Genomic DNA, 26,370 nt, shown 5'->3' with positions numbered 1-26,370 from the left:
ACCCGGTGCAGTACAGCACCAAAACGGCGCGATGGCCGCCGTCGTGGTGCGAGGGTTGCACATATTTGTGGCGGGCGTGTGAGGGCGGGTGGTGAATCTACCCAATCAACGGGCTTTGTGCCTGGCGATCACGGCTTCGCGCAGGTGGCGGACTTCCAGCAGTTTCTGGCGCATTTCGCGGTGGCGCTTGCTGTTGAGCACCAGCAGCGCCAGCAAGGGTAAAAGCACGCTCATGCCATAAATGAACGGATGCGGCCGATACCCGATCGTGGGCAGCACACACACAAAACAAACACCCAGCAACCCCACCAGCGGCCACACCCATTGCGGACGTCCGCGGGCGATCATGAAGTTGCAGTGCACGATGACCAACGTCAGGGCGATTCCGCCGAAAAAGGAGTACCTGGCGTTATCCGCCAAGGGAAGGTCCTGAAAATAGCTGTCAAAAAACAAAGGCACCGCAAACACCAGGGAAAACACTGCGGCAAATATCGCCCCCATGAAGACCGGAAAGTACCGGGATAGAAAACCGCGAATGCTCGGTACTTCGTTCATTGCTCGATCTCCTCATACAGGCCCACGGCAAGGGTTCGAACGTTGCCTGAGAGCGCACTGCCAGTGAAGCCAATGGAGGCACCCAGCGCGTCCTGTATTTGCGTGACCGTTGCGTGCTTGAGCTGAGTGGGCGTGAAGCGCTTGGGCAACTCACCGGATAACTGTCGCAACTTGAGCATCTTCGAAGTCAGGCGCGGGTCATTGATGCTCAGCAACTCCTTGGTCAGTTTGGCGCGCTCCTGCCGATTCAGGCCCTTGAGCACCTCCCGCAGACTTTTGCCGGTTGTCGCCTTGTTCAGCCTGACCAGCTTGAGGGTGGTCAGTGAAGAAGCGCCGACGCCGACCAACGACGCAGCGTCCAGCGCGATCATGGTGTATTGGTACCACTCCTCGCCGTCGAGCTGGTCGTTGCGCGACGGATTTCTTATTTCGTTGACGGTGCGATAGCCGCCGGCAAAACACTGCACGGTACTGGCTGCCGCAGCGGTGTAGCCGAGCGCGGCAATCACCGTACTGGCACCCGCTGAAAACGGGATCGCAACGGAGCCGCTGAGCACCACTACCCAGCCGATGACAGCACCGGCACACGACAGCGTGGTGTTGATCGCTTCACCCACCAGTCGCGACTCGCGCGGGTTGTCCTGCACCTGCTGGGCGAACTGCGCAGGTGCAATGTACCTCTGCGCTTCACGCAGGATCACGCGCTTGGGCGCAATGCTGCAGATGGGTTGGAATTCGCGCAGGGTGACGACATTGAAGTCAGCATCGATATACACCACACCTGCACCTACGATGCCGGGGTCGGCGTCGATGGCGGCAAACAGGCGCGGCAGGTTGATCTGGCTTTCGATGCGCTGGCGGGCCATGAACTGGGAGCGGTTGGAGTCCATGCCAATGCCAAGCAGGGGGCTGCTCATGGGGGCGTTCTTCCTTGAAAGTGATGGTGACCTGACTGGCCTCATCGCGGGCAAGCCCGGCTCCCACATGTGGAATGCATTCTCCTGTGGGAGCCGGGCTTGCCCGCGATGGCGATTTGATGGGCGCCACCTTAACAAACAGGCTACCCACCCGCTAGAAAGCAAAACGCCAGCACGAGGCTGGCGTTTTGCGATTCAGGCTGCGATCAACGCGGCACCACCGGCTTGCGGGCTGGCTTCTTGCCTTTGCCCTTGGCCGCGTCAGTGCGTTCCTTGGCGGCCTGCTTGTTGCGCGCCATGGCCGCGGCCTTGGCTTGCTCGCGCTTGTCCCACGGGTTGCTGCCGTCACTGCCACGCGGCGGCAAGCCGGTGTGCTGGGTGAGGATTTTGGTGGTGGTTTCCTTCGCGACCTTGTGGCTGCCAGCCGGCGTCGAGTTCTTGCGACGGGCGCTCTGGTAGCTGTCGGTGGACGGCTGGTGCAACGGAATCAGTTGCTCCTTACCCGGCCCGATCAAGTCGCCACGGCCCATGCGGGTCAATGCTTCACGCAGCATCGGCCAGCCTTTCGGGTCGTGGTAGCGCAGGAAGGCCTTGTGCAGACGGCGCTGTTCTTCGCTCTTGACGATGGTCACCGCGTCGCTCTTGTAGGTGACCTTGCGCAGCGGGTTCTTGCCCGAGTGGTACATCGCGGTGGCGGTGGCCATTGGCGACGGGTAGAACGCCTGCACCTGGTCGGCGCGGAAGCCGTTGCCCTTGAGCCACAGGGCCAGGTTCATCATGTCTTCATCGGTGGTGCCCGGGTGGGCGGCGATGAAGTAAGGAATCAGGTACTGCTCCTTGCCCGCTTCCTTGGTGTACTTCTCGAACATGCGCTTGAACTTGTCATAGCTGCCAATGCCCGGTTTCATCATCTGGTTGAGCGGACCTTCCTCGGTGTGTTCCGGGGCGATCTTCAGGTAACCACCGACGTGGTGGGTCACCAGCTCTTTGACGTATTCAGGCGACTCGACCGCGAGGTCGTAGCGCAGGCCGGAAGCGATCAGGATCTTCTTCACGCCCGGCAATGCACGGGCGCTGCGGTACAGCTGGATCAGCGACGAGTGGTCGGTGTTCAGGTTCGGACAGATGCCCGGGAACACGCAGGACGGCTTGCGGCACGCAGATTCGATTTCCGGGCTCTTGCACGCGATGCGGTACATGTTCGCGGTCGGGCCGCCGAGGTCGGAGATGACGCCGGTGAAGCCGGGCACCTTGTCGCGGATCTCTTCGATTTCGCGAATGATCGACTCTTCGGAGCGGTTCTGGATGATCCGGCCTTCGTGCTCGGTAATCGAGCAGAAGGTGCAGCCGCCGAAGCAGCCACGCATGATGTTCACCGAGAAACGGATCATGTCGTAGGCCGGGATCTTTTCCTTGCCGTACGCCGGGTGCGGGACACGGGCGTAAGGCATGCCGAACACGTAGTCCATTTCTTCGGTAGTCATCGGAATGGGCGGCGGGTTGAACCACACGTCCACTTCACCATGCTTCTGCACCAGGGCGCGGGCGTTGCCCGGGTTGGTTTCCAGGTGCAACACGCGGTTGGCGTGGGCGTAGAGCACCGAGTCGCCACGGACCTTTTCCACGGACGGCAGACGGATAACCGTCTTGTCGCGGGTCATGCGTGGGCTCGCCAGGATCTGGACGACCTTGGCTTCTTCCGGGTCTTCCACCGGGCCCTTTTCCTGCTCGATGGCGCAGGCCTGGGTGTCCTGGGTATTCACGTACGGGTTGATGATCTTGTCGATCTTGCCCGGACGGTCGATACGGGTGGAGTCCACCTCGTACCAGCCCTCAGGCGTGTCACGGCGAATGAACGCGGTGCCGCGCACGTCGGTGATGTCTTCGATCTTGTGGCCCCACGACAGGCGCTGGGCAACTTCGACGATGGCCCGCTCGGCGTTGCCGTACAGCAGGATGTCGGCGCAGGCGTCGATCAGGATCGAGTTGCGTACACGGTCTTGCCAGTAGTCGTAGTGGGCAATGCGGCGCAGGGACGCTTCGATGCCGCCGAGTACGATCGGCACATGCTTGTAGGCTTCCTTGCAACGCTGGCTGTACACCAGGCTCGCGCGGTCCGGACGTTTGCCGGCCATGCCACCTGGGGTGTAGGCGTCATCGGAACGGATTTTCTTGTCGGCGGTGTAGCGGTTGATCATCGAGTCCATGTTGCCGGCCGCGACGCCGAAGAACAGGTTCGGCTCGCCGAGCTTCATGAAGTCGTCTTTGGACTGCCAGTTGGGCTGGGCAATGATCCCGACGCGAAAGCCCTGGGACTCCAGCAGCCGGCCGATGATTGCCATGCCGAACGACGGATGGTCCACGTACGCGTCACCGGTGACGATGATGATGTCGCATGAATCCCAGCCAAGCTGATCCATCTCCTCCCTGCTCATCGGCAGGAATGGCGCAGGACCGAAACATTCGGCCCAGTACTTGGGATAGTCAAATAACGGCTTGGCTGTTTGCATGACGGTGACCGGTGTTGAGATGAAAAATCGCGGGCGCGGAATATAGCACAAAATTTGACCAATTCCGACCTTTGCAGTCGGAATTGGTGGGCAGCGCTTTTACTCGTCGTCGAAGTTATAGCTGCCCGGCGCCAGGTTTTCGAAACGGGTGTATTTACCGATAAACGCCAGGCGCGTGGTGCCGATGGGCCCGTTACGCTGCTTGCCGATAATGATTTCGGCGATGCCTTTATGCTCGGTTTCCGGGTGATACACCTCGTCCCGGTAAACGAACATGATCACGTCCGCATCCTGCTCGATCGCTCCGGATTCCCGCAAGTCGGAGTTGATCGGGCGCTTGTTGGGACGTTGCTCCAGGGAGCGGTTGAGCTGCGACAGGGCAACCACCGGGCAGTTGAATTCCTTGGCCAGGGCTTTCAACGAGCGGGAAATCTCGGAAATCTCGTTGGTCCGGCTGTCGCCGCTGGAGCCCGGGATCTGCATCAGTTGCAGGTAGTCGATCATGATCAGGGCGATGTCGCCGTGTTCACGCACCAGGCGCCGGGTACGTGCACGCATTTCCGACGGGCTGATGCCCGCGGTGTCATCGATGAACAGCTTGCGGTCATTGAGCAGGTTGACCGCCGAGGTCAGGCGCGGCCAATCGTCGTCTTCCAGGCGACCGGCACGCACCTTGGTCTGGTCGATGCGGCCCAGGGACGACAACATACGCATGATCAGCGATTCACCTGGCATCTCGAGGGAGTACACCAGTACCGCCTTGTCGCTGCGCAACACGGCGTTTTCCACCAGGTTCATCGCAAAGGTGGTTTTACCCATGGACGGACGGCCGGCGACGATGATCAGGTCAGACGGCTGCAGGCCGCTGGTCATGCCATCCAGGTCGGTGTAGCCGGTGGACAGGCCGGTGATGGCGTTGTCGGTGTTGAACAGGGTATCGATACGGTCGATGGCCTTGGTCAACAGGTCGTTGACGCTGACCGGGCCGCCGGTTTTCGGCCGGGCCTCGGCGATCTGGAAGATCTGGCGTTCGGCTTCGTCGAGAATCTCTTCAGCGGTGCGGCCTTCGGGGTTGAAGGCGCTGTCGGCAATCTCGGTGGCGATGCCGATCAACTGGCGCAACGTGGCCCGCGCACGGACGATCTGCGCATAGGCCTTGATGTTGGCGACCGATGGCGTGTTTTTCGCCAGTTCACCCAGGTAACCGAGGCCGCCCACTTGGGACGTCTGGCCTTCCTTGTCCAATTGCTCGGCCAGGGTCACCACGTCGATCGGTGAGTTCTGGTCGGCCAACTTGGCAATGGCGCGGAAGATCAGGCGGTGGTCATGACGGTAGAAATCGCCGTCCGAGACTTGATCCAGCACGCGTTCCCAGGCGTTGTTGTCCAGCATCAAGCCACCGAGCACGGCCTGTTCGGCCTCGATGGAATGTGGCGGCACCTTCAGGGCAGCGGTTTGCAGGTCATATTGCTCAGGAGCGGAGATATCGTTCATGGCCACTTGGAATAGTTGGAGAATCAGGGGCTACAGAAAAACAAAAGGCACGACCTGTAAACAGGATCGTGCCCGATGTTAACCGGCTGACACGCGTGGTGCCAGTCAGTTAGGTGCTGCTTAAGCTGCTACCACAACAACGCGTACGGTGGCTTCAACTTCAGCGTGCAGGTGCACGGCTACGTCGAATTCGCCTACGTTGCGGATGGTGCCGTTCGGCAGACGAACTTCGCTCTTCTGCACTTCAACGCCGGAGGCGGTCAGTGCATCAGCGATGTCGTGGGTGCCGATCGAACCGAACAGCTTGCCTTCGTCACCGGCGGTGGCAGTGATAGTCACTTCCAGCTCAGCCAGTTGGGCAGCGCGAGTTTCGGCCGAAGCTTTTTTGTCTGCTGCTGCTTTTTCCAGCTCAGCACGACGCTCTTCAAACGCAGCCAGGTTGGCAGCGGTTGCAGCGGTGGCTTTGCCGTATGGCAGCAGGTAGTTACGACCGTAGCCGGCCTTAACGTTCACTTTGTCGCCCAGGTTGCCCAGGTTGGCGACTTTTTCCAGAAGGATCAGTTGCATGTGAAAATCCTCTAACTTTTAACCTTCACCGTTCGCGTTATCGGCGTCTTTCGGCGCCAGACGACCGCGAAAATCAATCAGGCCGTCGACAATGGCCAAGACCACGAGTAACGGATAGATCAGCTGCATGAACAGCAACAGCGTCACGTACAACCCCACCAGCCAGAATCTGCCCAGTCGCTTTTGCGCCACCAGCCCATGAATCAGGGACAGGCCGGCGAATACCAGCGGTACGCTGCACAACGGCACCAACAGCGCCAGGCCAAACGTCGGCCCGACCACCATGAACGCCAGCAGCAACATCGCGGGTCCTGCGGGGATTCTGATACTGCGAAACTCGCGACCAAAACCGCCCGGGTTATACAACAACGCCTGCCAGTAACGCCCAAGAATCAGGCTCAGCACGCTGACGATCTGCAACAAGGCCGCAATCAGGCCGGTAAGCATCGGTGCAATCACTGACGCGAGACGCGCTCGCTCCTCTACCGATAACTGCTGGTAGAGATCCCCGAGGGCCAGCGGCAGGATCTTTATGATCTCCTGCGCCAGCGCCTCGATTTGCGGGCGGAAAGCCGCGCCAAGCGCCAGTGAATACACCAACCCCAATGCCACGCTGACCAGCAGCGTACGGACCCAGGACTCACTTGCGCGTAAAACCAACGCAAGGGTCGATGAACCGAGCAGTACCAGAAGTACCCGTGGATCATCGAATTTCAACCACCAGACCAAGGCCGGCAGTATTCCCAGGGCAAGAACGCCAAGGGCGTCCTTCAAACCGCGCCGCAGCAGCACAAGGCAACCTGCGGCAGCACCCAACCAATACAACAACGGCAATGCTGCACATCCAGCCACTACCAGAGTGGCCTGCACACGACCGCGCATGATGAACTCAGCTAAGGCGCGCATGCATTCAATCCCTTACTACTTGTCGACTGCCCGGTCTCAGCGGCCGTGGCTGTCGGTGTAGGCCAGCAGGGCCAGGAAGCGGGCGCGCTTGATAGCGGTGGCCAGCTGACGCTGATAACGAGCTTTGGTACCGGTGATGCGGCTTGGAACAATTTTGCCGGTCTCGGATACGTAGGCTTTCAGAGTGTTGAGATCTTTGTAATCGATCTCCTTCACGTCTTCAGCGGTGAAGCGGCAGAATTTACGACGACGGAAGAAACGTGCCATTTGATAGGCTCCTTAAAAGGTCCGTGGATTACTCGTCAGCGTTATCGCTGTTGTCGCTGTCATCACTATCAGCGCTTTCAGCGCCTTCGTGCTCAGGACGGTCGCGACGCTCACGGCGCTCACTGCGGTTTTCTTCAGCCTTGAGCATCTCGGATTGGCCGGTAACGGCTTCTTCGCGACGGATGACCAGGTTACGGATCACAGCATCGTTGTAGCGGAAGTTGTCTTCCAGCTCGGCCAGGGCCTTGCCAGTGCACTCAACGTTCAGCATCACGTAGTGAGCCTTGTGAACATTGTTGATTGCGTAGGCCAGTTGACGACGGCCCCAATCTTCCAGACGGTGGATTTTGCCGCCGTCTTCTTCGATCAGCTTGGTGTAACGCTCTACCATGCCGCCGACTTGCTCGCTTTGATCCGGGTGGACCAAAAAGATGATTTCGTAATGACGCATGAATGCTCCTTACGGGTTGTAGCCTGCCGCTCAAAAACGGTCAGACAAGGAGTGAATGACACTTATGGATCTTGCCGAAGGGAGGCACATGCGTGCCTGCCATGAAGGCAAGGGGCGCAATTGTAGAGAAGGGGGAGAAAGGGCGCAAGGTGATTGGTGATTATTTGAACAGTCACCCCACCCCACAAAAACAAATGTGGGAGCTGGCTTGCCTGCGATGACAATGGCACAGGCAACATCTCTGCTGGCTGACACACCGTCATCGCGGGCAAGCCCGGCTCCCACAGGGTCTTGCGTCGATCTCAAGTCTTACTTTTTAGCTTTGGCCTTGGCGCCACGCTGGCGCCGGGCTTCGAACAGGCAGACGCCCGTTGCGACTGAAACGTTGAGGCTGCTGACGCTACCGGCCATCGGCAGGTGCACCAGGTAGTCGCAATGCTCGCGCGTCAGGCGACGCATGCCCTTGCCTTCGGCACCCATGATCAGGATGGTCGGGCCGGTGAGGTCCTGGTCATAAATGCTGACCTCGGCCTCCCCCGCCGTACCCACGATCCACAGGCCGCGTTGCTGGAGTTTCTCCAGGGTACGCGCCAGGTTGGTCACGGCCACCAGCGGAATCACTTCCGCCGCGCCGCAGGCGACTTTACGCACCACAGGCGTCAGGGTTGCCGACTTGTCTTTAGGCACGATCACCGCCAGCGCACCGGCAGCATCGGCAGAACGCAGGCAGGCGCCGAGGTTGTGCGGGTCGGTCACGCCGTCGAGCACCAGCAACAGCGGTGCGCCTTCGGTGCGATCGAGCAGCTCGTCGAGCATTGCTTCACCCCAGACCTGGCTCGGGCTTACGTCCGCGACCACGCCTTGGTGAACACCTTCGACCCAAACGTCCATTTCGCGACGTTCGGCCTGGCCGATGGCAACCTTGTTTTGGTTCGCCAGCTCCACCAGCGCTTGAACGCGCGGCTCGCTACGGCCTTCCGCCAACCACACCTGTTTGACGCGTTTCGGGTGGTGACGCAGCAATGCTTCTACGGCGTGTACGCCGTAGATTTTTTCCAGACTCATGACTTGGCCTTAGGTTTGCGCGACCCGCCGCTTTTGGCGGGGGCCGAACCCGCTTTTGGCGGGCCTTTACGGTGTTTACTCGGCTTGCTCGACGGTTTTTCCGCCTCGCGGGACTTTCCCCCAGACGCCGCTTTACCACCGCTTTTGGCTTCGTTGAGCAACTGCTGCTTCAACTCGCGGCTCTTGCGCAGCTCGGCGTTTTTCGCCGCAGCGTCGCTTGGGCGGTAGGCTTCAGGGGCCTTGTCCTTGGCAGACGAACGACGCGGCGCCTTGGCTGGCGCAGGCTCGGCGACCACTGCTTTCGCAGGAGCACCTTTGCCTTTGGAGGCCGGGGCTGCAGTTTCGCTGCCACGTTTTTTACGACCAGTCGGTTCGGCTGGCTTGTCCGGCATGCCGAAGTCGATCTTGCGCTCGTCGAGGTCGACGCGCATGACCTGCACTTCCACGGTATCGCCCAAACGGAAGCTGCGACCGGTGCGCTCGCCCGCCAGGCGGTGATGCACAGGGTCGAAGTGGTAGTAGTCACCCGGCAAGGCGGTGACGTGCACCAGGCCCTCGACGTAGATGTCGGTCAGTTCGACGAACAGGCCAAAACCGGTCACGGCGGTGATCACACCCGGGAACGATTCGCCAACGCGATCCTTCATGAACTCGCACTTGAGCCAGTTCACTACGTCGCGGGTGGCTTCGTCGGCACGGCGCTCGCTCATGGAGCACTGCTCGCCCAACTGTTCCAGGGCCGCTTCGTCGTACGGATAGATCCGTGCCTTCGGAATGGTCATGGCACCGGCGCGCTTGACGTGCAGGGTGTTCTGCTTGGAATGGATCACGCTGCGGATCGCCCGGTGCGTGAGCAAGTCCGGGTAACGGCGAATCGGCGAGGTGAAGTGGGTGTACGCCTCGTAATTCAGGCCGAAGTGGCCCTGGTTATCAGCGCTGTACACCGCCTGGCTCAGGGAGCGCAGCATCACGGTCTGGATCACGTGGTAATCCGGACGGTCCTTGATGCTGGCCAACAGTGCCTGATAGTCCTTCGGCGTCGGGCCGTCCTTGCCTTTGTGCAGGGACAGGCCGAGCTCACCGAGGAACGCGCGCAGCTTCTCCAGACGCTCCGGCGGCGGGCCGTCGTGCACCCGGTACAACGCTGGAATCTCGTGCTTCTTCAGGAATTCTGCGGTGGCCACGTTGGCGGCCAGCATGCATTCCTCGATCAGCTTGTGAGCATCGTTGCGCGTGGTCGGGGTGATCGCGGCGATCTTGCGCTCGGAACCGAAGACAATCCGGGTTTCCTGGGTTTCGAAGTCGATCGCGCCACGCACGTGACGAGCGTCCAGCAGCACCTTGTACAGCGCATAGAGCTGCTTGAGGTGCGGCACGACATGGCCGTACTCACCGCGCAAGGCTTTGGCTTCGCTGGTTTTCGGCTGCTCCAGGATGGTGCTGACCTTGTTGTAGGTCAGGCGGGCCTGGGAGTGGATCACCGCTTCGTAGAACTGGTAGTCAGTCATTTCGCCGGTTTTCGAGATGGTCATCTCGCACACCATGGCCAAACGGTCGACTTTCGGGTTCAGGGAGCACAGGCCGTTGGACAGCTGCTCAGGCAGCATCGGGATTACGCGCTCAGGGAAGTACACCGAGTTGCCGCGCACCTGGGCTTCGTTGTCCAGGGCCGAGCCGATCTTCACGTAGCTGGACACGTCGGCAATCGCGACGAACAACTTCCAGCCGCCGGAGAACAGGCGCAGTTTGCCGGGCTTGGCTTCGCAGTAGACCGCATCGTCGAAGTCGCGGGCATCTTCGCCGTCAATGGTGACGAACGGCAGATGACGCAGGTCGATGCGTTTCTCTTTGTCTTTTTCTTCCACTTCCGGCTTGAGCTTGGCGGCTTCTTTCAGCACCGCCTCAGGCCAGACGTGAGGGATATCGTAGGTGCGCAGCGCAACATCGATTTCCATGCCCGGCGCCATGTAGTTGCCGACCACTTCAACGATATCGCCCTGTGGCTGGAAGCGCGCAGTTGGCCAGTGGGTGATTTTCACCTCGACGAACTGACCGACCTTGGCGGCGCCATTACGGCCCGGGGTGATCAGCACTTCCTGCTGGACCTTCGGGTTATCCGGCACGACAAAGCCGATGCCGCCTTCTTCGAAGTAACGGCCGACGATGGACTCGTGGGCACGGGATACCACTTCGACGATCACACCTTCACGGCGACCGCGACGGTCGAGGCCGGAAACGCGCGCCAGTGCACGGTCGCCATCGAACACCAGGCGCATTTGCGCCGGGCTCATGAACAGGTCGTCGCTGCCATCGTCCGGGATCAGGAAGCCGAAACCGTCACGGTGGCCGGCGATGCGGCCGAGGATCAGGTCGAGCTTGTCCACAGGGGCGTATGTGCCACGGCGGGTGTAGATCAACTGGGCATCGCGCTCCATGGCGCGCAGGCGGCGACGCAGGGCTTCGAGTTGGTCTTCGGTGGTCAGACCGAATTCTTCAACCAGCTGCTCGCGGCTAGCAGGCGAACCCCGATCGGCGAGATGCGCCAGGATCAGTTCGCGGCTAGGAATAGGGTTTTCATATTTTTCCGCTTCACGAGCGGCCTCGGGATCGAGGGACTGCCAATCGGCCATTAGAGAGTTTTCACCTTGTCTATATGCGGGTTAGTTTGGCATACGCGTATTGAAACGGGAAATTTCAGGTGTCAACAAGCCCGTAAAAGCACTTTGTAGCCCTTGGAATGCACCTTGCGCGACCGCCCGCGAAATTTTCCAGGCTTTTTTGATAACGGGGCTTTACAGCGCAAAAAGCGGTCCGTATAGTGCGCGCCATCGACGACGGCAACGTTGTTGATGCTGCCCAGGTGGTGAAATTGGTAGACACGCCAGCTTCAGGTGCTGGTGATCGCAAGGTCGTGGAAGTTCGAGTCTTCTCCTGGGCACCAATTTCAAACTCAAGGTTCTTCCTCGAGTCTCCAAAAACCCGCGAAAGCGGGTTTTTGCGTTTCAGGCCTTTGATTTTTAACAAGAATCTTGATTTATATTTTTGAATCAGGGGTTTACAGATCAAAAAGCCCTCCGTATAGTTCGCTCCATCAACAGCGCAAGCGTTGTTGATAATGCCCAGGTGGTGAAATTGGTAGACACGCCAGCTTCAGGTGCTGGTGATCGCAAGGTCGTGGAAGTTCGAGTCTTCTCCTGGGCACCAAATTCAGATCAAACCCGCGAAAGCGGGTTTTTTCGTTTCCGGGGTTTGAAAACCTTCCCGGTGATTTCCCCCTCGTCCGCACTTGAGAAGTTTTATCGTTTATCCTTGTAAGGATTTGTTGCACTCAAGTGAGGAAAACCCCGGATGATGATCCGCGATACCCGTCTCAAGACATCCCTTCTGCGTGGCCTGACCATCACTCTGCTCGGCCTGACCCTGCTCTCGCCCGCTGCCTATTCTGCCGACAAGGTTGCACTGACCTTGTACAACGGCCAACACAAGGAGGTCGGCGATGAACTTGCCAAGGCCTTCGAAGCCAAGACCGGCATCCACGTCAATGTGCGCAAGGGCAGCAGCAACCAGCTGGCCAGCCAGGTCGTGGAAGAAGGCGACCGCTCCCCTGCCGACGTGATCTACACCGAAGAATCGCCGCCGCTGAATAAGCTCGGCGAGCAAGGCCTGCTGGCAACCATCGACGCCAGCACCCTCGACGTTCTGCCCAAGGAGTACGTGGCCGCCAACGGCGCCTGGATGGGCGTGACCGCACGTACCCGCGTCGTGGCTTTCAACCCGAAACTGATCGCCGAGAAAGACCTGCCCAAGTCGGTACTGGATTTCGCCGGTCCCGAGTGGCAAGGCAAGGTCGGTTTCGTACCCACCAGCGGCGCGTTCCAGGAACAGGCTGTCGCGATCATCAAGCTGCACGGGCGCGAAGCGGCTGAAGAATGGCTGACCGGCCTGCGAGCGTTCGGCAAGGTCTACAGCAACAACATGGTTGCGCTCAAAGCCGTGGAAAACGGCGAAGTCGCTACGGTACTGGTGAACAACTACTACTGGTTCGCCCTGAAGAAAGAAAAAACCAACCTGGATTCGCAACTGCACTACTTCACCAACGGTGATGCGGGCGGCCTGATCACCGTATCTGCCGCGGCTGCGCTGAAATCCAGCAAGCATCCAAAAGAAGCCCAGCAACTGCTGGCCTTCATGGCCAGCGAAGAAGGCCAGCGGGTAATCACCAACACCTCCGCTGAATACCCGCTGCGCAAAGGCATGCAATCCAACCGTGGCCTCAAGCCTTTCAGCGAGCTGCAACCGCCGAAAGTCACCCCGGCCGACCTGGGCAACGCCGAAGAAGCCCTGGAACTGGAACGTGACGTTGGCTTGAACTGATGAACCCATCGCTCCCCGCCCCCGCCCTGCGCGGGGGTTTTACGCCGAGACGCAAACGCCCTTCGATCTGGTTATTGCTGCCCGTCCTGCTGCTGGTAGGCCTGAGCCTGCTGCCGCTGGCGTATGTCGGCCTCAAGGCCTGGCAAGCAGGCTGGGCCGAGGCCGTGCACTTGCTGTGGCGACCTTATGTGTTCGGACTGCTGCGCAACACCCTGGCGCTGATGGTCGGCGTGACCGTGGCGTGCGGCGTGATCGGCCTGTCGCTGGCCTGGCTGCTGGAACGCAGCAATTTGCCGGGGCGGCGTATCTGGGGAGTGGTTCTGTGCCTGCCTTTTGCGGTGCCAGCATTTGTCAGCAGCTTTACCTGGGTTTCGCTGAGCGCCAACTTTGAAGGGTTGGGCGGAGCGATCCTGGTGATGACCCTGTCCAAATACCCGCTGGTGTTCCTGCCGGTGGCGGCGACTCTGCGCAATCTTGATCCGTCCCTGGAAGAATCGGCCCGCACCCTGGGACTGAATCGCTGGGGCGTGTTCTTTCGCATCACGCTGCCCTTGCTGTGGCCCTCACTGCTGGCCGGCGCACTGTTGATTGCCCTGCACATGCTGGTGGAGTTTGGCGCGCTGTCGATCATTGGCCTGCAGACTTTTACCACCGCGATCTATCAGCAATTCGAGCTGGAGTTCAGCAACGCCAATGCGGCGATGCTCTCGGCGGTGCTGCTGGTGATGTGCCTGACGCTGCTCTGGCTGGAGCTGCGGGTACGCGGCAACGGCCGGCATGTGCGCACCGGCCAGGGCGCGGCAAGGCATGCCGAACAGGTTCGACTGGGTAAATGTACGTCGCTGGGACAACTGTATTGCTTGCTCCTGGCGATCATTGGCAGCGGCATTCCATTGGGCATGCTCGGCTATTGGCTGGCCGTGGGCAGCTCGGCAGCATTTCCGGTCGCCGAGATCAGCGAGGCGCTGCTGTCTTCCCTGGCGCTGTCCCTGGGCGGCGCAGCGCTTTGCCTGTTGTTTGCCGTGCCGGTGGGCTTGCTGGTGGTGCGCTACAAGGGCCAGCTCGCGCTGTGGGCCGAACGCCTGCCGTACTTGCTGCACGCCCTGCCCGGCCTGGTGATTGCGCTGACGCTGGTGTATTTCGCCCTGCATTACGTGCCGGCGCTGTATCAGACCTCGGCGTTGTTGCTGATCGCGTATGCGTTGCTGTTTTTGCCGCTGGCCCAGGCGCCGATTCGCACGGCGCTGAACAAAGCGGCACCGCAGCTGGAAGAGGCGGCGCGAACGCTGGGAGCGTCGTCGTTCAGTGCGTTTTGTCGGGTGACGTTGCCGATTATTTTCCCGGCATTGGGGGCGGCGTTCGCGCTGGTGTTTCTGGATGCGATGAAGGAATTGACGGCGACGTTACTGCTCAGTCCGACCGGGCTGAATACCTTGGCGACTGCCGTATGGGCGCATACCTCGAATGTGGAATTCGCGGCAGCGGCGCCTTATGCGGCATTGTTGATTCTGGTGTCGGGACTGCCGGTGTATCTGCTTACGACACGGATGTATCTGAGCCGCTGAAGTCGCCATCGCAGGCAAGCCAGCTCCCACACTCGACCGAGTTCCAACTTTGGAATGCGGTCAAATGTGGGAGCTGGCTTGCCTGCGATGAGGCCCAACCAGACAACATCAAGCCCGAAATTGCCCCAGGCTCGCCTTCAACTGCGCCGCCAGCCCATCCAGCACCTTGCCACTGGCGGTAGTCTCCACCACCGCCTGAGCGGCCCGCTCAGCCTGGGCATGGATGATTTCCACCCGTCCACGCACCGCATGCGCACCTTGCGCCTGATGCTCAGCCGCACGCGTCGCCAGGCCAATCGCGGCATGCACCTGCTCCACCGAAGCCTGTACCGACTGTTGCAGGCGCACGCTGTCGCGCAACACCAGCAAACCTTCACTGGCCTGGCGCCCGGCCTTGCCGATGGTCTCCACCGCCTCTCGGGCACCTTGCTGCAACGCCACGATATGGGCCTGGATGTCGCCGGTAGAACTCTGGGTTTTACTGGCAAGGGCACGCACCTCGTCCGCCACCACGGCAAATCCGCGACCGGTCTCACCGGCTCGCGCCGCCTCGATCGCCGCGTTGAGCGCCAATAGATTGGTTTGCTCGGCAATCCCATGGATCACTGTCAATACCACCTCAATCTGCTCGCTCTGCTGAGCCAGGCGCTCGATCACCTTGGACCCGGCCTGCACCTGCCCGGCCAACGCCTCAATCAGGCTGCCCACTTCGGCAGAAGTACGCGAGTTTTCGTCGGTCGCCTGGCGGATATCCACCACCTGCTGCAAGGCCGCCTGCATCGCATGGCTTTCCGCCTGGGCCTCATCCGCCATTTGCGACAGCGCCCGAAGACTTTCGGCAACCTCATCACGCTGCAAACCGGCAGCCGCATCGGCACCGGCGTTGCGCAGGGTCATCGCGCCGATTTCCACGCCGGTACGCTGGGCCACATCCCCCGCCTCACGCACGATCGGTTGCAACTTATCCACAAAGCGATTGACCGCCGAGGCCATGTCACCGATTTCATCCTGGCTGTTGATCTGCACGCGCTTGGTCAGGTCGCCCTCGCCCGCCGCCAGATCGTCCATCGCGGCAATCAGCAGCTTCAGGCGATTGACTACCCGACGCCCGAGCACCACGGCAATCAGCAACAGCACGCCAAAGCCTACCACCGCCAGGCCCATACCGATGCGCCAGCGCAGCGTGCCCGCGGCCTCTTGCACCGCACTGGTGGTATTGGCGGTCATTTGGGTCGCGGTGGCTTGCGCCGACTGCAAACGCGCACCCATGGCCGCAGCGCTGTCAGCAGCAGCACCTTTAAGACTGTCGCCCACCAACTGGTCACCGCTGGCGATCAGTGCAGCAAACCGCTTATCCAGCGCGGCCAGGTCAGCTTCTACCGCGGCGGTCGAAACCCCCATGCGGACCTTGCCGATCTCTACGCCGTTGGGGCTGATGGACGCTTCGACGTAGAACACCGAGGGATCATTTTTCGCCGCGTCCAACACTTTATCCAGGGCTCGATCGCCCTTGCCCTTCTCCAGCAGCGCCTGGTTGATCGGGTTTTCACGGTTGAGGTAACGGGTCAGATGCTCGCCAGCCGCGTCGTCATACACCACGAACAACACGTTGGGATTACGCTGGGCTCTGCGGGCAAACTCCGACAGCGTCGGTACATCACTGTCCCACATGGCGCGTGGCGCCACCGAGGCGAGCAGTTGCGCCATGTCACTGGCAGAGTCCTGCAGGTCTTTTTCCAGGGTCGCACGCAGTTGCTTTTGCTCTTCCTGCAAACGTGAAGACAAACCACTGGTGAGCCGCTGGCGCGTACTGGACGACAAACTGTCCAGGCTGGATGTCACTTCCTTTCCGGCTTGCGCCAGCTCGCCGGACAGTTTCTGGCTGTCGACGCCCAGGCGATTGCCCAAATCCGCTTCCAATGCAGTGACGGTGCTTCGCGTCAGGGCGACGGCCACCAGTACTTGCACCAAAAGAGCGATACCTAGGGTAACGAACACCGGCCGCAACAGCCGGCTTTGTAACAATGAGAGAACGGCAGACACTGGGAATCCCTCCACCACGGGTGCCATTAATTTGATAGCACCGCGAAAGAAAGAACCATAGCAAGGGTCGTGCCGCTTAGCAGGCGGGAACGACAAAGGGCTCCCGAAGGAGCCCTTTGCTTTTTACATCAACAGCTTATTAAGCGAACGGGTGACGCAGAACGATGGTCTCGTTGCGGTCCGGGCCCGTCGAAATAATGTCGATCGGTGCGCCGATCAGCTCTTCAACGCGCTTGATGTAAGCACGAGCGTTGGCCGGCAGTTCTTCCAGGGTCTTGGCACCCACGGTCGACTCGGTCCAGCCCGGCACTTCTTCGTACACAGGCTGCAGGCCTACGTAGCTGTCAGCGTCAGTCGGAGCAACATCCTTGCCTTGCGCATCTTTGTAGCCGACGCAGATGTTGATGGTTTCCAGGCCGTCGAGTACGTCCAGCTTGGTCAGGCAGATGCCCGAGATGCTGTTCACATCGATAGCGCGACGCAGGATAACGGCGTCGAACCAGCCGCAACGACGGGCACGGCCGGTAGTGGCGCCGAACTCGTGACCTTGCTTGGCCAGGTGGGCACCGACATCGTCGAACAGCTCAGTCGGGAACGGGCCCGAACCTACACGCGTGGTGTACGCCTTGGTGATGCCCAGGATGTAGTCCAGGAACATCGGGCCAACACCCGAACCGGTGGCAACGCCGCCAGCGGTGGTGTTGGAGCTGGTCACGTACGGGTAGGTACCGTGGTCGATGTCCAGCAACGAACCCTGGGCGCCTTCGAACATGATGTCTTTGCCAGCGCGACGCAGGTCGTGCAGCTCGGCCGTGACGTCGAGCATCAGCGGCTTGAGCAGCTCAGCGTATTCCTTGCACTCGGCCAGGGTCTTTTCAAACTCGATGGCAGGCTCTTTGTAGTAACCCACCAGCATGAAGTTGTGGTAATCCACCAGTTCACGCAGCTTGTCTTCAAAGCGCGGCATGTTGAGCAGGTCGCCCACACGCAGGCCACGACGTGCAACCTTGTCTTCATAAGCCGGGCCAATGCCGCGACCGGTAGTACCGATCTTCAGCTCGCCACGGGCCTTTTCACGGGCCTGGTCCAGCGCAACGTGGAAGGACAGGATCAGCGGGCAGGACGGGCTGATACGCAGGCGCTCACGCACTGGCACGCCTTTCTCTTCCAGCTTGGTGATCTCGCGCAGCAGGGCGTCAGGTGCAACCACCACGCCGTTTCCGATCAGGCACTGCACGCCTTCGCGCAGTACACCCGACGGGATCAGGTGCAAGACGGTTTTTTCGCCATCGATGACCAGGGTGTGGCCAGCGTTGTGGCCACCTTGGTAGCGCACTACGGCGGCAGCATGTTCGGTCAGCAGATCAACGATCTTGCCTTTGCCCTCATCACCCCATTGGGTGCCCAGGACTACGACATTCTTACCCATAACACTTGTCCTCATTCGCGCAAACTTGGTGCCGGCAGCGGCCGGCAGGAAAACTCAAGAAGCCAGTGGCGAAACTTGCCAAAGCCCGTTCTGCTGAATCAATTGCCGGTCGCAGTCCGCATCACGGGCGGCGGCCAATGGCTGCCCAGGCAAGGCCTGGACCACACGTTGACCCTCACTGCGCAACTGGCAAACCTGCTGCCAGAGTGCTGCGTCCGTACTGTCGGGCATCCAGATACCGCCAGACGGCAGCTCGACCTCAGCACGCCCCAGGGTCACCAGGGTTTTCAAATCGGTAGAAAAACCGGTCGCCGGACGGGCGCGACCGAAGTCAGCGCCGATGTCGTCATAACGACCGCCCTGGGCGATGGCTTGGCCAACACCCGGGACAAACACCGCGAACACCACACCGGTGTGGTAGTGGTAGCCGCGCAACTCACCCAAATCGAAATACAACGGCAACTGCGGGAACCGCGCCGACAACTGCTCGGCAATCGCCAGCACGTCGTCCAGGGCTGCCAATACGTCAGCCGGCGCATTTGCCAGAAGATCACGGGCGGCGGTCAGTACTTCACGGCCGCCGCAGAGGTCTACCAGCGCACGCAGCATGCCGGCCAGGTCGGCAGGCACGCCCGCCGTCAGGGCGATCACTTCATCGATGGCCTTGCGTTGCAGGGCATCGAACAACTGTTGTTCCACTTCACCCGACAAGCCGGCCGCACGAGCCAGGCCGCGGTAGATGCCAACATGCCCGAGGTCCATGTGCACATCCGGCACATCGGCCAGTTGCAGCATTGCCAGCATCAGGCTGATGACTTCAACGTCGCTGCTCGGGCTGGCATCGCCGTACAACTCGGCGCCCAACTGGATCGGGCTACGGGAAGACGACAAGGCACGCGGCTGAGCATGCAGCACGCTGCCGGCGTAGCACAGGCGGCTTGGCCCTTCGCGACGCAGGGTGTGCGCATCAATGCGCGCGACTTGCGGCGTGATGTCGGCACGAAAGCCCATTTGCCGGCCCGATTGCGGGTCGATGACCTTGAAAGTGCGCAGATCCAGGTCCTGGCCCGCGCCGGTCAGCAGGGATTCCAGGTACTCGATATGGGGGGTCACGACAAACTCGTAACCCCAGCTCTGGAACAGATCCAACACCTGGCGGCGCGCGATTTCAATGCGCGCAGCTTCTGGTGGCAGTACTTCTTCGATGCCATCTGGCAGCAGCCAGCGGTCTACCGTTGCCATTACGCCATTCCCCTATGATCCGGGCGGCCAGCCCTCGGGCGAGCCTTGAGTGAAGCAGAAAATACCCGGCCCCTGCATAAACCACGCGCAAGAGCGACGTGACGAACGACCAACAATCGGCCTCGTCGGGCACTTTCCTCGAAAAACCTGTGGCGCCTGCAGCGCACAACCACAATCAAACATGCAGACGCAAAAAAGCCGGGAATTTCCCGGCTGCCGCATCATACACCCGTTTTCTGAAAGGATCACCCCGCCCGGCATTTTAGCCGCCCGACGGAGTGATTCTCAGACTACATGCGGGTTACTTGGACTTTTCCAGGTAGCGGAAGAAATCGCTACTTGGGTCCAGCACCATGACGTCGGTTTTGTTCGCGAAGCTTTCACGGTAGGCACGCAGGCTACGGTAGAACGCGTAGAACTCCTGGTCCTGGCCATACGCCTTGGCGTAGATCGACGCGGCTTGAGCATCACCATCACCACGGGCCTCTTCAGACTCGCGATAGGCTTCAGCCAACAGTACGCGACGCTGACGGTCGGCATCCGCACGGATCCCTTCTGCCAGTTCGTTACCCTTGGCGCGGTGCTCACGAGCCTCGCGCTCACGCTCGGTGCTCATACGCTCGAACACGCTGCGGTTCACTTCCTTCGGAAGGTCGATGGCCTTGACCCGAACATCGATCACTTCGATGCCCAGCTCTTTCTCCGCCATCGCGTTCAACGAACGCGTGATGTCAGCCATCAGCGCGTCACGCTCCCCGGATACCACCTCGTGCAGGGTGCGCTTACCAAACTGGTCACGCAGGCCCGATTCCAGACGGCGCGACAAACGCTCGTCAGCAATCTGCTTGAGGCCGGAGGTCGCGGTGTAGAAGCGCTCGGCGTCCTTGACGCGCCACTTGGCGTAGGCGTCAACCATTACAGCTTTCTTTTCCAGGGTCAGGAAGCGTTGTGTCGGTGCATCCAGGGTCATCAGGCGGCCGTCGAACTTGCGCACCTGGTTGACGTAGGGGACTTTCACATGCAGGCCCGGCTGGACATCCGCCTGGACCACGCGACCGAATTGCAGCAACACCGCGCGCTCGGTCTGAGACACGATATAGAAGCAGTTCCAGGCAGCGATGACCACGACGACGCCCACAATCAGGGCGGTCAGCGATTTATTGCTCATCAACGACTCTCCCTGGTACGTGTTTGCTGTTGCAGCAAGTCAGCGGCCGCACGGGCGCTCGCTTCATTGGCAGCGGCATTGGAACCGGTAGCCGGTGCGTTGGTGCTGCTACGACCACCTTCGATCATCTTGTCCAGCGGCAGGTACAGCAGATTGTTCTGCCCGCCCTTGCTGCCGGTCACGAGAACCTTGCTGGTGTTGCTGAAGACTTCCTGCATGGTGTCCAGGTACAGACGCTCACGGGTGACTTCCGGTGCCTTGCGGTACTCGGCCACCAGCTTGGTGAAGCGGTCTGCCTCACCCTTGGCGCGGGAGACCACTTCGTCGCGGTAACCGTTGGCATCTTCAAGGATGCGCTGGGCCTGACCACGAGCTTCCGGCACGACGCCGTTGGCGTAGGTTTCAGCCTGGTTGCGCGAACGCTGCTCGTCTTCACGGGCGCGGATCACGTCATCGAAGGCTTCCTGTACTTCACGCGGTGCGGCTGCGCTCTGTACGTTGACCTGGGTCACGGTGATACCGGTGCGATACGTGTCGAGGAACCGTTGCAGGCGCTCCTTGATTTCACTGGCCATCAATTCACGACCTTCGGTCAGCACCTGGTCCATGGCGGTGGAACCCACCACGTGGCGCAGGGCGCTTTCGGTCGCATGTTGCAGGCTGATTTCCGGCTGATCGACGTTCAGCACGAAGTCCTGCAGGTTGCTGATCTTGTACTGCACGGTCAGCGGCACTTCGACGATGTTCTCGTCTTCGGTCAGCATCTGGCCCTGCTTGGTGTAGGCACGCTCGCGCGTGACGTTCTCCATGTACTTCTTGTCGATCGGCGGGAAGTAGATGTTCAGGCCCGGGCCGACGGTCTCGTAGTACTTGCCGAAGCGCAGCACCACGGCTTGCTCCTGCTCGTCCACGACATAGACGGCGCTGTACAGCCAGACGGCCGCCAGCACGACAAGGCCGATGCCGAGCAGGCCGTAACCACCGCCCTTGCCCGAACGACCGCCTTCGTCACCACCACCACGTTTTTTTCCACCACCGAACAACCCATTCAGGCTTTCCTGCAGCTTTCGGAAGGCCTCGTCGAGATCTGGTGGCCCCTTGCGGTCGCCATTATTGCGGCGTTTACCACCCCAAGGATCCTGATTATTCGAGTTGCCACCCGGCTCATTCCAAGCCATAGCGCTCTCCATCTGATAAAGCAAAGACGCACCCACGGCGCGCCGACCAATGCTACAGAATGCCTGTCACAGCGGCACAACCGCTTTCTCAGGCTTTTATTGCAAAGTGTGTTGTTCGATGAACTCCGTCGGCACAACGCCTTCACGGCTGACCAGCCGATTCAGCTCCGAGCGCGGCAATCGAACGGCCAGCAAGCTGACGCCTTCTTCGTCGTGTTCTTCTTTCTGTACCGCGCCCAGCTCGAAAAACTGTGCACGCAGTCGAGCAAAACGCTGAGGCAAGCGCAAGGTGCCGACAAACAAATCGCTGCCCAACAACTCGGCAATGGCTTGTTCGAGCAATTCCAGGCCACTGCCATCACGCGCCGACAGCCAGACCCGCTGGGGCTTGCCGTTCTCGTCGCGCTGGATTTGTGGCTCAACGCCTTCAAGCAAATCGAGTTTGTTATAGACCTCGAGGATCGGCAAGTCCTGGGCACCAATCTCGCCCAGCACCACCATCACCTGCTCAATCTGCAACATGCGATCCGGTTCGGCCGCATCGATCACGTGCAACAGCAGGTCGGAATTGCTCGACTCTTCGAGCGTAGACCGAAATGCCTCGACCAGCTTGTGGGGCAAGTGACGAATGAAACCCACGGTATCGGCCAGGACAATCGGCCCCAGGTCGTCCAGTTCCAGACGGCGCAAGGTCGGGTCGAGAGTCGCAAACAGTTGGTCGGCCGCGTACACGTCCGATTTCGTCACGTTATTGAACAGCGTGGATTTGCCGGCGTTGGTATAGCCCACCAGGGAAACGGTAGGGATATCCGCCCGCATGCGGCCACGGCGCGACTGTTCGCGCTGGCTGCGCACCTTTTCCAGGCGGCCCTTGATCTGTCGCAGGCGCACCCGCAGCAAACGCCGGTCGGTTTCCAGCTGGGTTTCACCCGGGCCGCGCATGCCGATACCACCACCCTGACGTTCAAGGTGAGTCCAGCCACGAACCAGCCGGGTGCTCATGTGGTCAAGCTGGGCCAGTTCTACCTGGAGCTTGCCTTCATGGGTACGGGCGCGCTGGGCGAAAATATCGAGAATCAGACCCGTGCGGTCGATCACGCGACACTCGAATACACGTTCGAGGTTACGTTCCTGACTGGGCGTGAGGATGTGATTGAAAATCACCAGATCGGCCTTCTCGGCATGAACCAGGTCGTGCAGCTCCTGGACCTTACCGCTGCCAATCAGGAATTTGGCGGTTGGCCGATGACGCGGCACGTTAAAAAACGCGACGGTCTCGGCGCCGGCCGAATTTGCCAACTCCTGAAACTCCTGCGGATCTTCGCGCGCCTCAGGGTCCTGTCCATCCAAGTGAACGAGGATCACTCGCTCACCACCACCGTGGCGCTCAAAGAACAAAGGAGACTCCTATCAGGCGTTACCCGGTGCAGGCTCGGCGTCACCCTGTTCTTCGGTTGCGCTAGGCAGACGAATTGGACGAACCGGCACTACAGTCGAGATAGCGTGCTTGTAAACCATTTGGCTTACGGTGTTTTTCAGCAGGATCACGAACTGGTCGAACGACTCGATCGTACCTTGCAGCTTGATACCGTTGACCAGATAGATGGAAACCCCAACTTTCTCTTTACGTAAAGTATTCAAGTAAGGGTCTTGTAGCGAATGCCCTTTTGACATGTGCCGCACTCCTTTAAGGATCAATAATAAAAAATCGGAAAATAGATAGCTCATGGCCGTCACACCCCCAAGGATAGACGGCAATTGCAAGGACTCAGCTCAATATGGAGACCGTTCCCAAGTATTTCAAGGCGCGTGACAGATTGTCGCAATCCAGACTGTCCAGCCAGTGCAAATCAGTCCAGCTGCGCAGCCATGTGAACTGGCGCTTCGCCAATTGGCGCGTGGCAATGATGCCGCGCTCCTGCATTTCGGCTGACGTCAGCTTGCCATCCAGATGATCCCAGACTTGGCGGTAGCCTACAGCACGTATCGAAGGCAGCCCGGGATGCAGGTCACCTCTTGAACGCAGTGCTACGACCTCGTCCACAAACCCCTGTTCCAACATAATTGTGAATCTTTGTGCAATTCGTTCATGCAGCACCTGGCGATCCGTCGGAGCGATGGCCAGATTCGCCACAGTATAGGGCAATTGTGACTGTCCCGAAGCGCCTGCTTCAGTACTTTGCGCAGTTTGTTTCAGCCTGTGTTCAGTCATGGTCTGGCCACTGACCCGCCAGACTTCCAGGGCCCGTGTCAGGCGCTGGGGGTCATTGGGATGAATCCGCGCCGCGGAAACTGGATCCACGGCGCGCAACTGGTCGTGCAAGGCTTGCCAGCCAAGGCGTGCAGCCTCTTCTTCAAGTTCGGCGCGCACTTGCGGGTCGGCCGGCGGCATGTCGGCCAGGCCTTCCTGCAAAGCCTTGTAGTAGAGCATCGTGCCGCCCACCAGCAGCGGAATCTTGCCCCGCGCAGTGATATCGGCCATGGCCGCCAGGGCATCGGTGCGAAAATCCGCCGCCGAATAGCTCTCGCTGGGATCGATAATGTCGATCAACCGGTGCGGATACTGGGCCAACAGCTCTTTTGAAGGTTTGGCGGTGCCGATGTCCATGTCCCGGTAAACCAGTGCAGAGTCGACACTGATCAGCTCGCACGGCAAGACCTTGGTCAGCTCGATAGCCAGGTCGGTCTTGCCGGCGGCCGTCGGGCCCATCAGGAAGATGGCGGGGGGCAAGGCACTCATCAACGGCCGCGCAAGAACAGTTTGTCCAGGTCGTCCAGGCCCATTTGGGTCCAGGTCGGCCGGCCATGGTTGCACTGGCCGCTGCGCTCGGTGTTTTCCATGTCCCGCAGCAGGCCGTTCATTTCCGGCAAGGCCAGGCGGCGGTTGGCGCGGATAGCGCCATGGCAGGCCATGGTGCCGAGCAGTTCGTTGATGTGCGCCTGGATCCGGTCGCTGGTGCCATATTCCATCAGGTCCGCCAGCACGTCGGCCACCAGCCGGTTGGCCTCGGCCTGTTTGAGCAAAGCGGGAATCTGCCGGATAGCCAGGGTTTCCGGGCCCAGGCGCTGCAGTTCAAAGCCGAGTTTCTGGAACACGCTGACGTGCTCTTCGGCACAATCCGCCTCGCGCTGGCTCACCGCCAGGGATTCCGGCACCAGCAGCGGCTGGCCGCTGAGGCCTTCGCTGGCCATGGCGATCTTCAGGCGCTCGTACATGATCCGCTCGTGAGCGGCGTGCATGTCCACCAGCACCAGGCCATGGGCGTTTTCCGCAAGGATGTAGATACCTTTTAGCTGGGCCAATGCGTAACCCAACGGCGGCACGTCGCCCTGGCCTTCCGGCAAGGCCGCAGCACCCGACTCGGCACCCGGCAGCGGCGCAAAAAACTCGCGGTAGGCCGCCTGGGCCTCGGCCACCGGCACCGCCGACTGCGGGCGCGGCGTGTACTGGTATTGATAACCGGCGCCAGCCCCCGAGCCGGGCGCGGTATAGCTCGGCTGGGCTTGCGGCGATTGCAGCAGGTTGGCCGCCAGGCTCATTTCGCCCTGGGGCCCGAATTCACCGGCTTCCGGCCCCGTAGGACGGACAATGGCCGTGACAATCGGAGCACCCAGCTGATCATCCGGACGCACATCGCCCAAGGCGCGGTGCAAGGTGCCGTAGAGGAAATCGTGAACCATGCGCCCGTCACGGAAGCGCACTTCGTGCTTGGTCGGGTGCACGTTAACGTCCACCACCGACGGGTCGACCTCGAAAAACAGCACAAACGTCGGATGCCGCCCGTTGAACAACACGTCGCGATACGCCTGGCGCACCGCGTGGGCCACCAGTTTGTCGCGCACCGCCCGGCCATTTACAAAGAAGTACTGCAAGTCAGCCTGGCTGCGGGAAAAGGTCGGCAACCCCACCCAGCCCCACAGGCGCAAGCCATTGCGCTCGATCTCGATCGGCAGCGCCTGCTCCAGGAACCCGCCGCCGCAGATGGCCGAGACACGCCGTGCGCGGGCCGCATCATCATGGGCCTCGTGCAGGCTGAGGATGGTCTTGCCGTTGTGGCGCAAATGGAAAGCCACATCGAACCGCGCCAACGCCAGGCGCTTGATGACTTCCTGCAGGTGATCGAATTCGGTTTTCTCGGCCTTGAGGAATTTACGCCGGGCCGGAGTGTTGAAGAACAGGTCGCGCACTTCCACCGAGGTGCCTACCGGATGCGCAGCCGGCTGGACCCGGGGCGCCATGTCGCGGCCTTCGGTTTCCACCTGCCAGGCCTGGTCGGCGTCGCGCGTGCGGGAAGTCAGGGTCAGACGGGCCACGGAACTGATGGAAGCCAGGGCCTCACCACGAAACCCGAGGCTCATCACCCGCTCAAGGTCTTCCAGGTCGCGAATCTTGCTGGTGGCGTGACGGGCCAGGGCCAGCGGCAGGTCGTCGGAAGAGATACCGCTGCCGTCGTCGCGCACCCGCAGCAGCTTGACGCCGCCCTGCTCGACGTCGACATCAATACGCTTGGCGCCGGAGTCGATGCTGTTTTCCAGCAATTCCTTGATCACCGAAGCCGGCCGCTCGACCACCTCACCCGCCGCGATCTGGTTAGCCAGGCGCGGGCTGAGCAGCTCAATGCGCGAGGTGTTGCTCAAG

At 60.6% G+C, this 26,370-nt stretch carries 21 protein-coding genes and 2 tRNA genes; 4 read left to right on the top strand and 19 right to left on the bottom strand.

All coding sequences use genetic code 11. From position 1 onward, the window contains the following. Positions 1–105: 105 nt before the first annotated feature. The 10 genes from HX875_RS02305 to rnr all read right to left on the bottom strand — a co-directional run bounded on the left by HX875_RS02305 (position 106) and on the right by rnr (position 11,362). A complete protein-coding gene (locus tag HX875_RS02305) occupies positions 106–555 on the bottom strand; it encodes a hypothetical protein (protein WP_177041302.1) in 450 nt (149 codons plus the stop codon). Beyond that, on the bottom strand, positions 552–1,472 hold the full coding sequence (locus HX875_RS02300) for an NAD synthetase (RefSeq protein WP_177041301.1): 921 nt from the start codon (positions 1,470–1,472) through the stop codon (positions 552–554). Before HX875_RS02300 ends, HX875_RS02305 begins: the two co-directional genes overlap by 4 nt. Positions 1,473–1,678: 206 nt before the next feature. Continuing rightward, positions 1,679–3,982, bottom strand: a complete 2,304-nt coding sequence (locus HX875_RS02295) for a YgiQ family radical SAM protein (protein ID WP_177041300.1) — start codon at positions 3,980–3,982, stop codon at positions 1,679–1,681. 99 nt (positions 3,983–4,081) lie between these two features. Continuing rightward, positions 4,082–5,476, bottom strand: coding sequence for a replicative DNA helicase (gene dnaB / locus HX875_RS02290; protein ID WP_064450415.1), 1,395 nt, complete (start codon positions 5,474–5,476; stop codon positions 4,082–4,084). 120 nt (positions 5,477–5,596) lie between these two features. Continuing rightward, the gene (rplI, locus tag HX875_RS02285; protein WP_003171376.1) at positions 5,597–6,043 is read right to left on the bottom strand and encodes a 50S ribosomal protein L9; all 447 of its coding nucleotides are present in this window, start codon (positions 6,041–6,043) and stop codon (positions 5,597–5,599) included. Positions 6,044–6,061: 18 nt separating this feature from the next. Beyond that, positions 6,062–6,949, bottom strand: a complete 888-nt coding sequence (locus HX875_RS02280) for a hypothetical protein (protein WP_010173874.1) — start codon at positions 6,947–6,949, stop codon at positions 6,062–6,064. 36 nt (positions 6,950–6,985) lie between these two features. Then, positions 6,986–7,216 (bottom strand): 30S ribosomal protein S18, encoded by a 231-nt coding sequence (gene rpsR / locus HX875_RS02275; protein ID WP_002551829.1) that lies wholly within the window; start codon positions 7,214–7,216, stop codon positions 6,986–6,988. A gap of 28 nt (positions 7,217–7,244) precedes the next feature. Further along, positions 7,245–7,667 carry a 30S ribosomal protein S6 gene (rpsF, locus tag HX875_RS02270; protein ID WP_003217491.1) on the bottom strand — a complete coding sequence of 141 codons (423 nt, stop codon included), beginning with the start codon at positions 7,665–7,667 and terminating at the stop codon, positions 7,245–7,247. A 309-nt stretch (positions 7,668–7,976) separates the two neighbouring features. After that, positions 7,977–8,732, bottom strand: a complete 756-nt coding sequence (gene rlmB, locus HX875_RS02265) for a 23S rRNA (guanosine(2251)-2'-O)-methyltransferase RlmB (protein WP_177041299.1) — start codon at positions 8,730–8,732, stop codon at positions 7,977–7,979. Next, positions 8,729–11,362 carry a ribonuclease R gene (gene rnr, locus HX875_RS02260; protein ID WP_177041297.1) on the bottom strand — a complete coding sequence of 878 codons (2,634 nt, stop codon included), beginning with the start codon at positions 11,360–11,362 and terminating at the stop codon, positions 8,729–8,731. The genes rlmB and rnr overlap by 4 nt, the downstream gene beginning before the upstream one ends. A 224-nt stretch (positions 11,363–11,586) precedes the next feature. Between rnr and HX875_RS02255 the strand changes: the two genes are divergently transcribed. The 4 genes from HX875_RS02255 to HX875_RS02240 all read left to right on the top strand — a co-directional run bounded on the left by HX875_RS02255 (position 11,587) and on the right by HX875_RS02240 (position 14,671). Continuing rightward, positions 11,587–11,673 (top strand) — tRNA-Leu (locus HX875_RS02255). Between the two features lie 176 nt (positions 11,674–11,849). Next, a tRNA-Leu gene (locus HX875_RS02250) sits at positions 11,850–11,936 on the top strand. Between the two features lie 144 nt (positions 11,937–12,080). Beyond that, on the top strand, positions 12,081–13,106 hold the full coding sequence (locus tag HX875_RS02245) for an extracellular solute-binding protein (RefSeq protein ID WP_177041295.1): 1,026 nt from the start codon (positions 12,081–12,083) through the stop codon (positions 13,104–13,106). Next, positions 13,106–14,671, top strand: coding sequence for an ABC transporter permease (locus HX875_RS02240; RefSeq protein WP_177041293.1), 1,566 nt, complete (start codon positions 13,106–13,108; stop codon positions 14,669–14,671). Before HX875_RS02245 ends, HX875_RS02240 begins: the two co-directional genes overlap by 1 nt. A 108-nt stretch (positions 14,672–14,779) precedes the next feature. Here HX875_RS02240 and HX875_RS02235 read toward each other — a convergent pair whose 3' ends face one another. From HX875_RS02235 to mutL, 9 genes are all read right to left on the bottom strand, one after another. Then, positions 14,780–16,714, bottom strand: coding sequence for a methyl-accepting chemotaxis protein (locus HX875_RS02235; protein ID WP_177041291.1), 1,935 nt, complete (start codon positions 16,712–16,714; stop codon positions 14,780–14,782). 139 nt (positions 16,715–16,853) lie between these two features. Further along, positions 16,854–18,143 carry an adenylosuccinate synthase gene (locus HX875_RS02230; protein WP_177041289.1) on the bottom strand — a complete coding sequence of 430 codons (1,290 nt, stop codon included), beginning with the start codon at positions 18,141–18,143 and terminating at the stop codon, positions 16,854–16,856. Between the two features lie 54 nt (positions 18,144–18,197). After that, entirely contained in the window at positions 18,198–19,385 is a 1,188-nt protein-coding gene (locus HX875_RS02225) for an ATP phosphoribosyltransferase regulatory subunit (protein WP_177041287.1), read from the bottom strand. 301 nt (positions 19,386–19,686) lie between these two features. Beyond that, positions 19,687–20,553, bottom strand: coding sequence for a protease modulator HflC (hflC, locus tag HX875_RS02220; protein WP_003217510.1), 867 nt, complete (start codon positions 20,551–20,553; stop codon positions 19,687–19,689). Next, on the bottom strand, positions 20,553–21,731 hold the full coding sequence (gene hflK, locus HX875_RS02215) for an FtsH protease activity modulator HflK (protein ID WP_177041285.1): 1,179 nt from the start codon (positions 21,729–21,731) through the stop codon (positions 20,553–20,555). The genes hflC and hflK overlap by 1 nt, the downstream gene beginning before the upstream one ends. Before the next feature lie 96 nt (positions 21,732–21,827). Next, positions 21,828–23,129 (bottom strand): ribosome rescue GTPase HflX, encoded by a 1,302-nt coding sequence (gene hflX, locus HX875_RS02210; RefSeq protein ID WP_177041283.1) that lies wholly within the window; start codon positions 23,127–23,129, stop codon positions 21,828–21,830. 12 nt (positions 23,130–23,141) lie between these two features. After that, the gene (gene hfq / locus HX875_RS02205) at positions 23,142–23,405 is read right to left on the bottom strand and encodes an RNA chaperone Hfq (RefSeq protein ID WP_003217515.1); all 264 of its coding nucleotides are present in this window, start codon (positions 23,403–23,405) and stop codon (positions 23,142–23,144) included. A gap of 94 nt (positions 23,406–23,499) precedes the next feature. Then, the gene (miaA, locus tag HX875_RS02200; RefSeq protein ID WP_177041530.1) at positions 23,500–24,471 is read right to left on the bottom strand and encodes a tRNA (adenosine(37)-N6)-dimethylallyltransferase MiaA; all 972 of its coding nucleotides are present in this window, start codon (positions 24,469–24,471) and stop codon (positions 23,500–23,502) included. After that, a complete protein-coding gene (gene mutL / locus HX875_RS02195; protein WP_177041528.1) occupies positions 24,471–26,369 on the bottom strand; it encodes a DNA mismatch repair endonuclease MutL in 1,899 nt (632 codons plus the stop codon). Before mutL ends, miaA begins: the two co-directional genes overlap by 1 nt. Position 26,370: the final 1 nt, after the last annotated feature.

This window comes from Pseudomonas yamanorum (genome assembly GCF_013386765.1).
Taxonomy (GTDB): Bacteria; Pseudomonadota; Gammaproteobacteria; order Pseudomonadales; family Pseudomonadaceae; genus Aquipseudomonas; species Aquipseudomonas yamanorum_A.
This window is presented reverse-complemented; position numbering and strand designations above follow the sequence as displayed.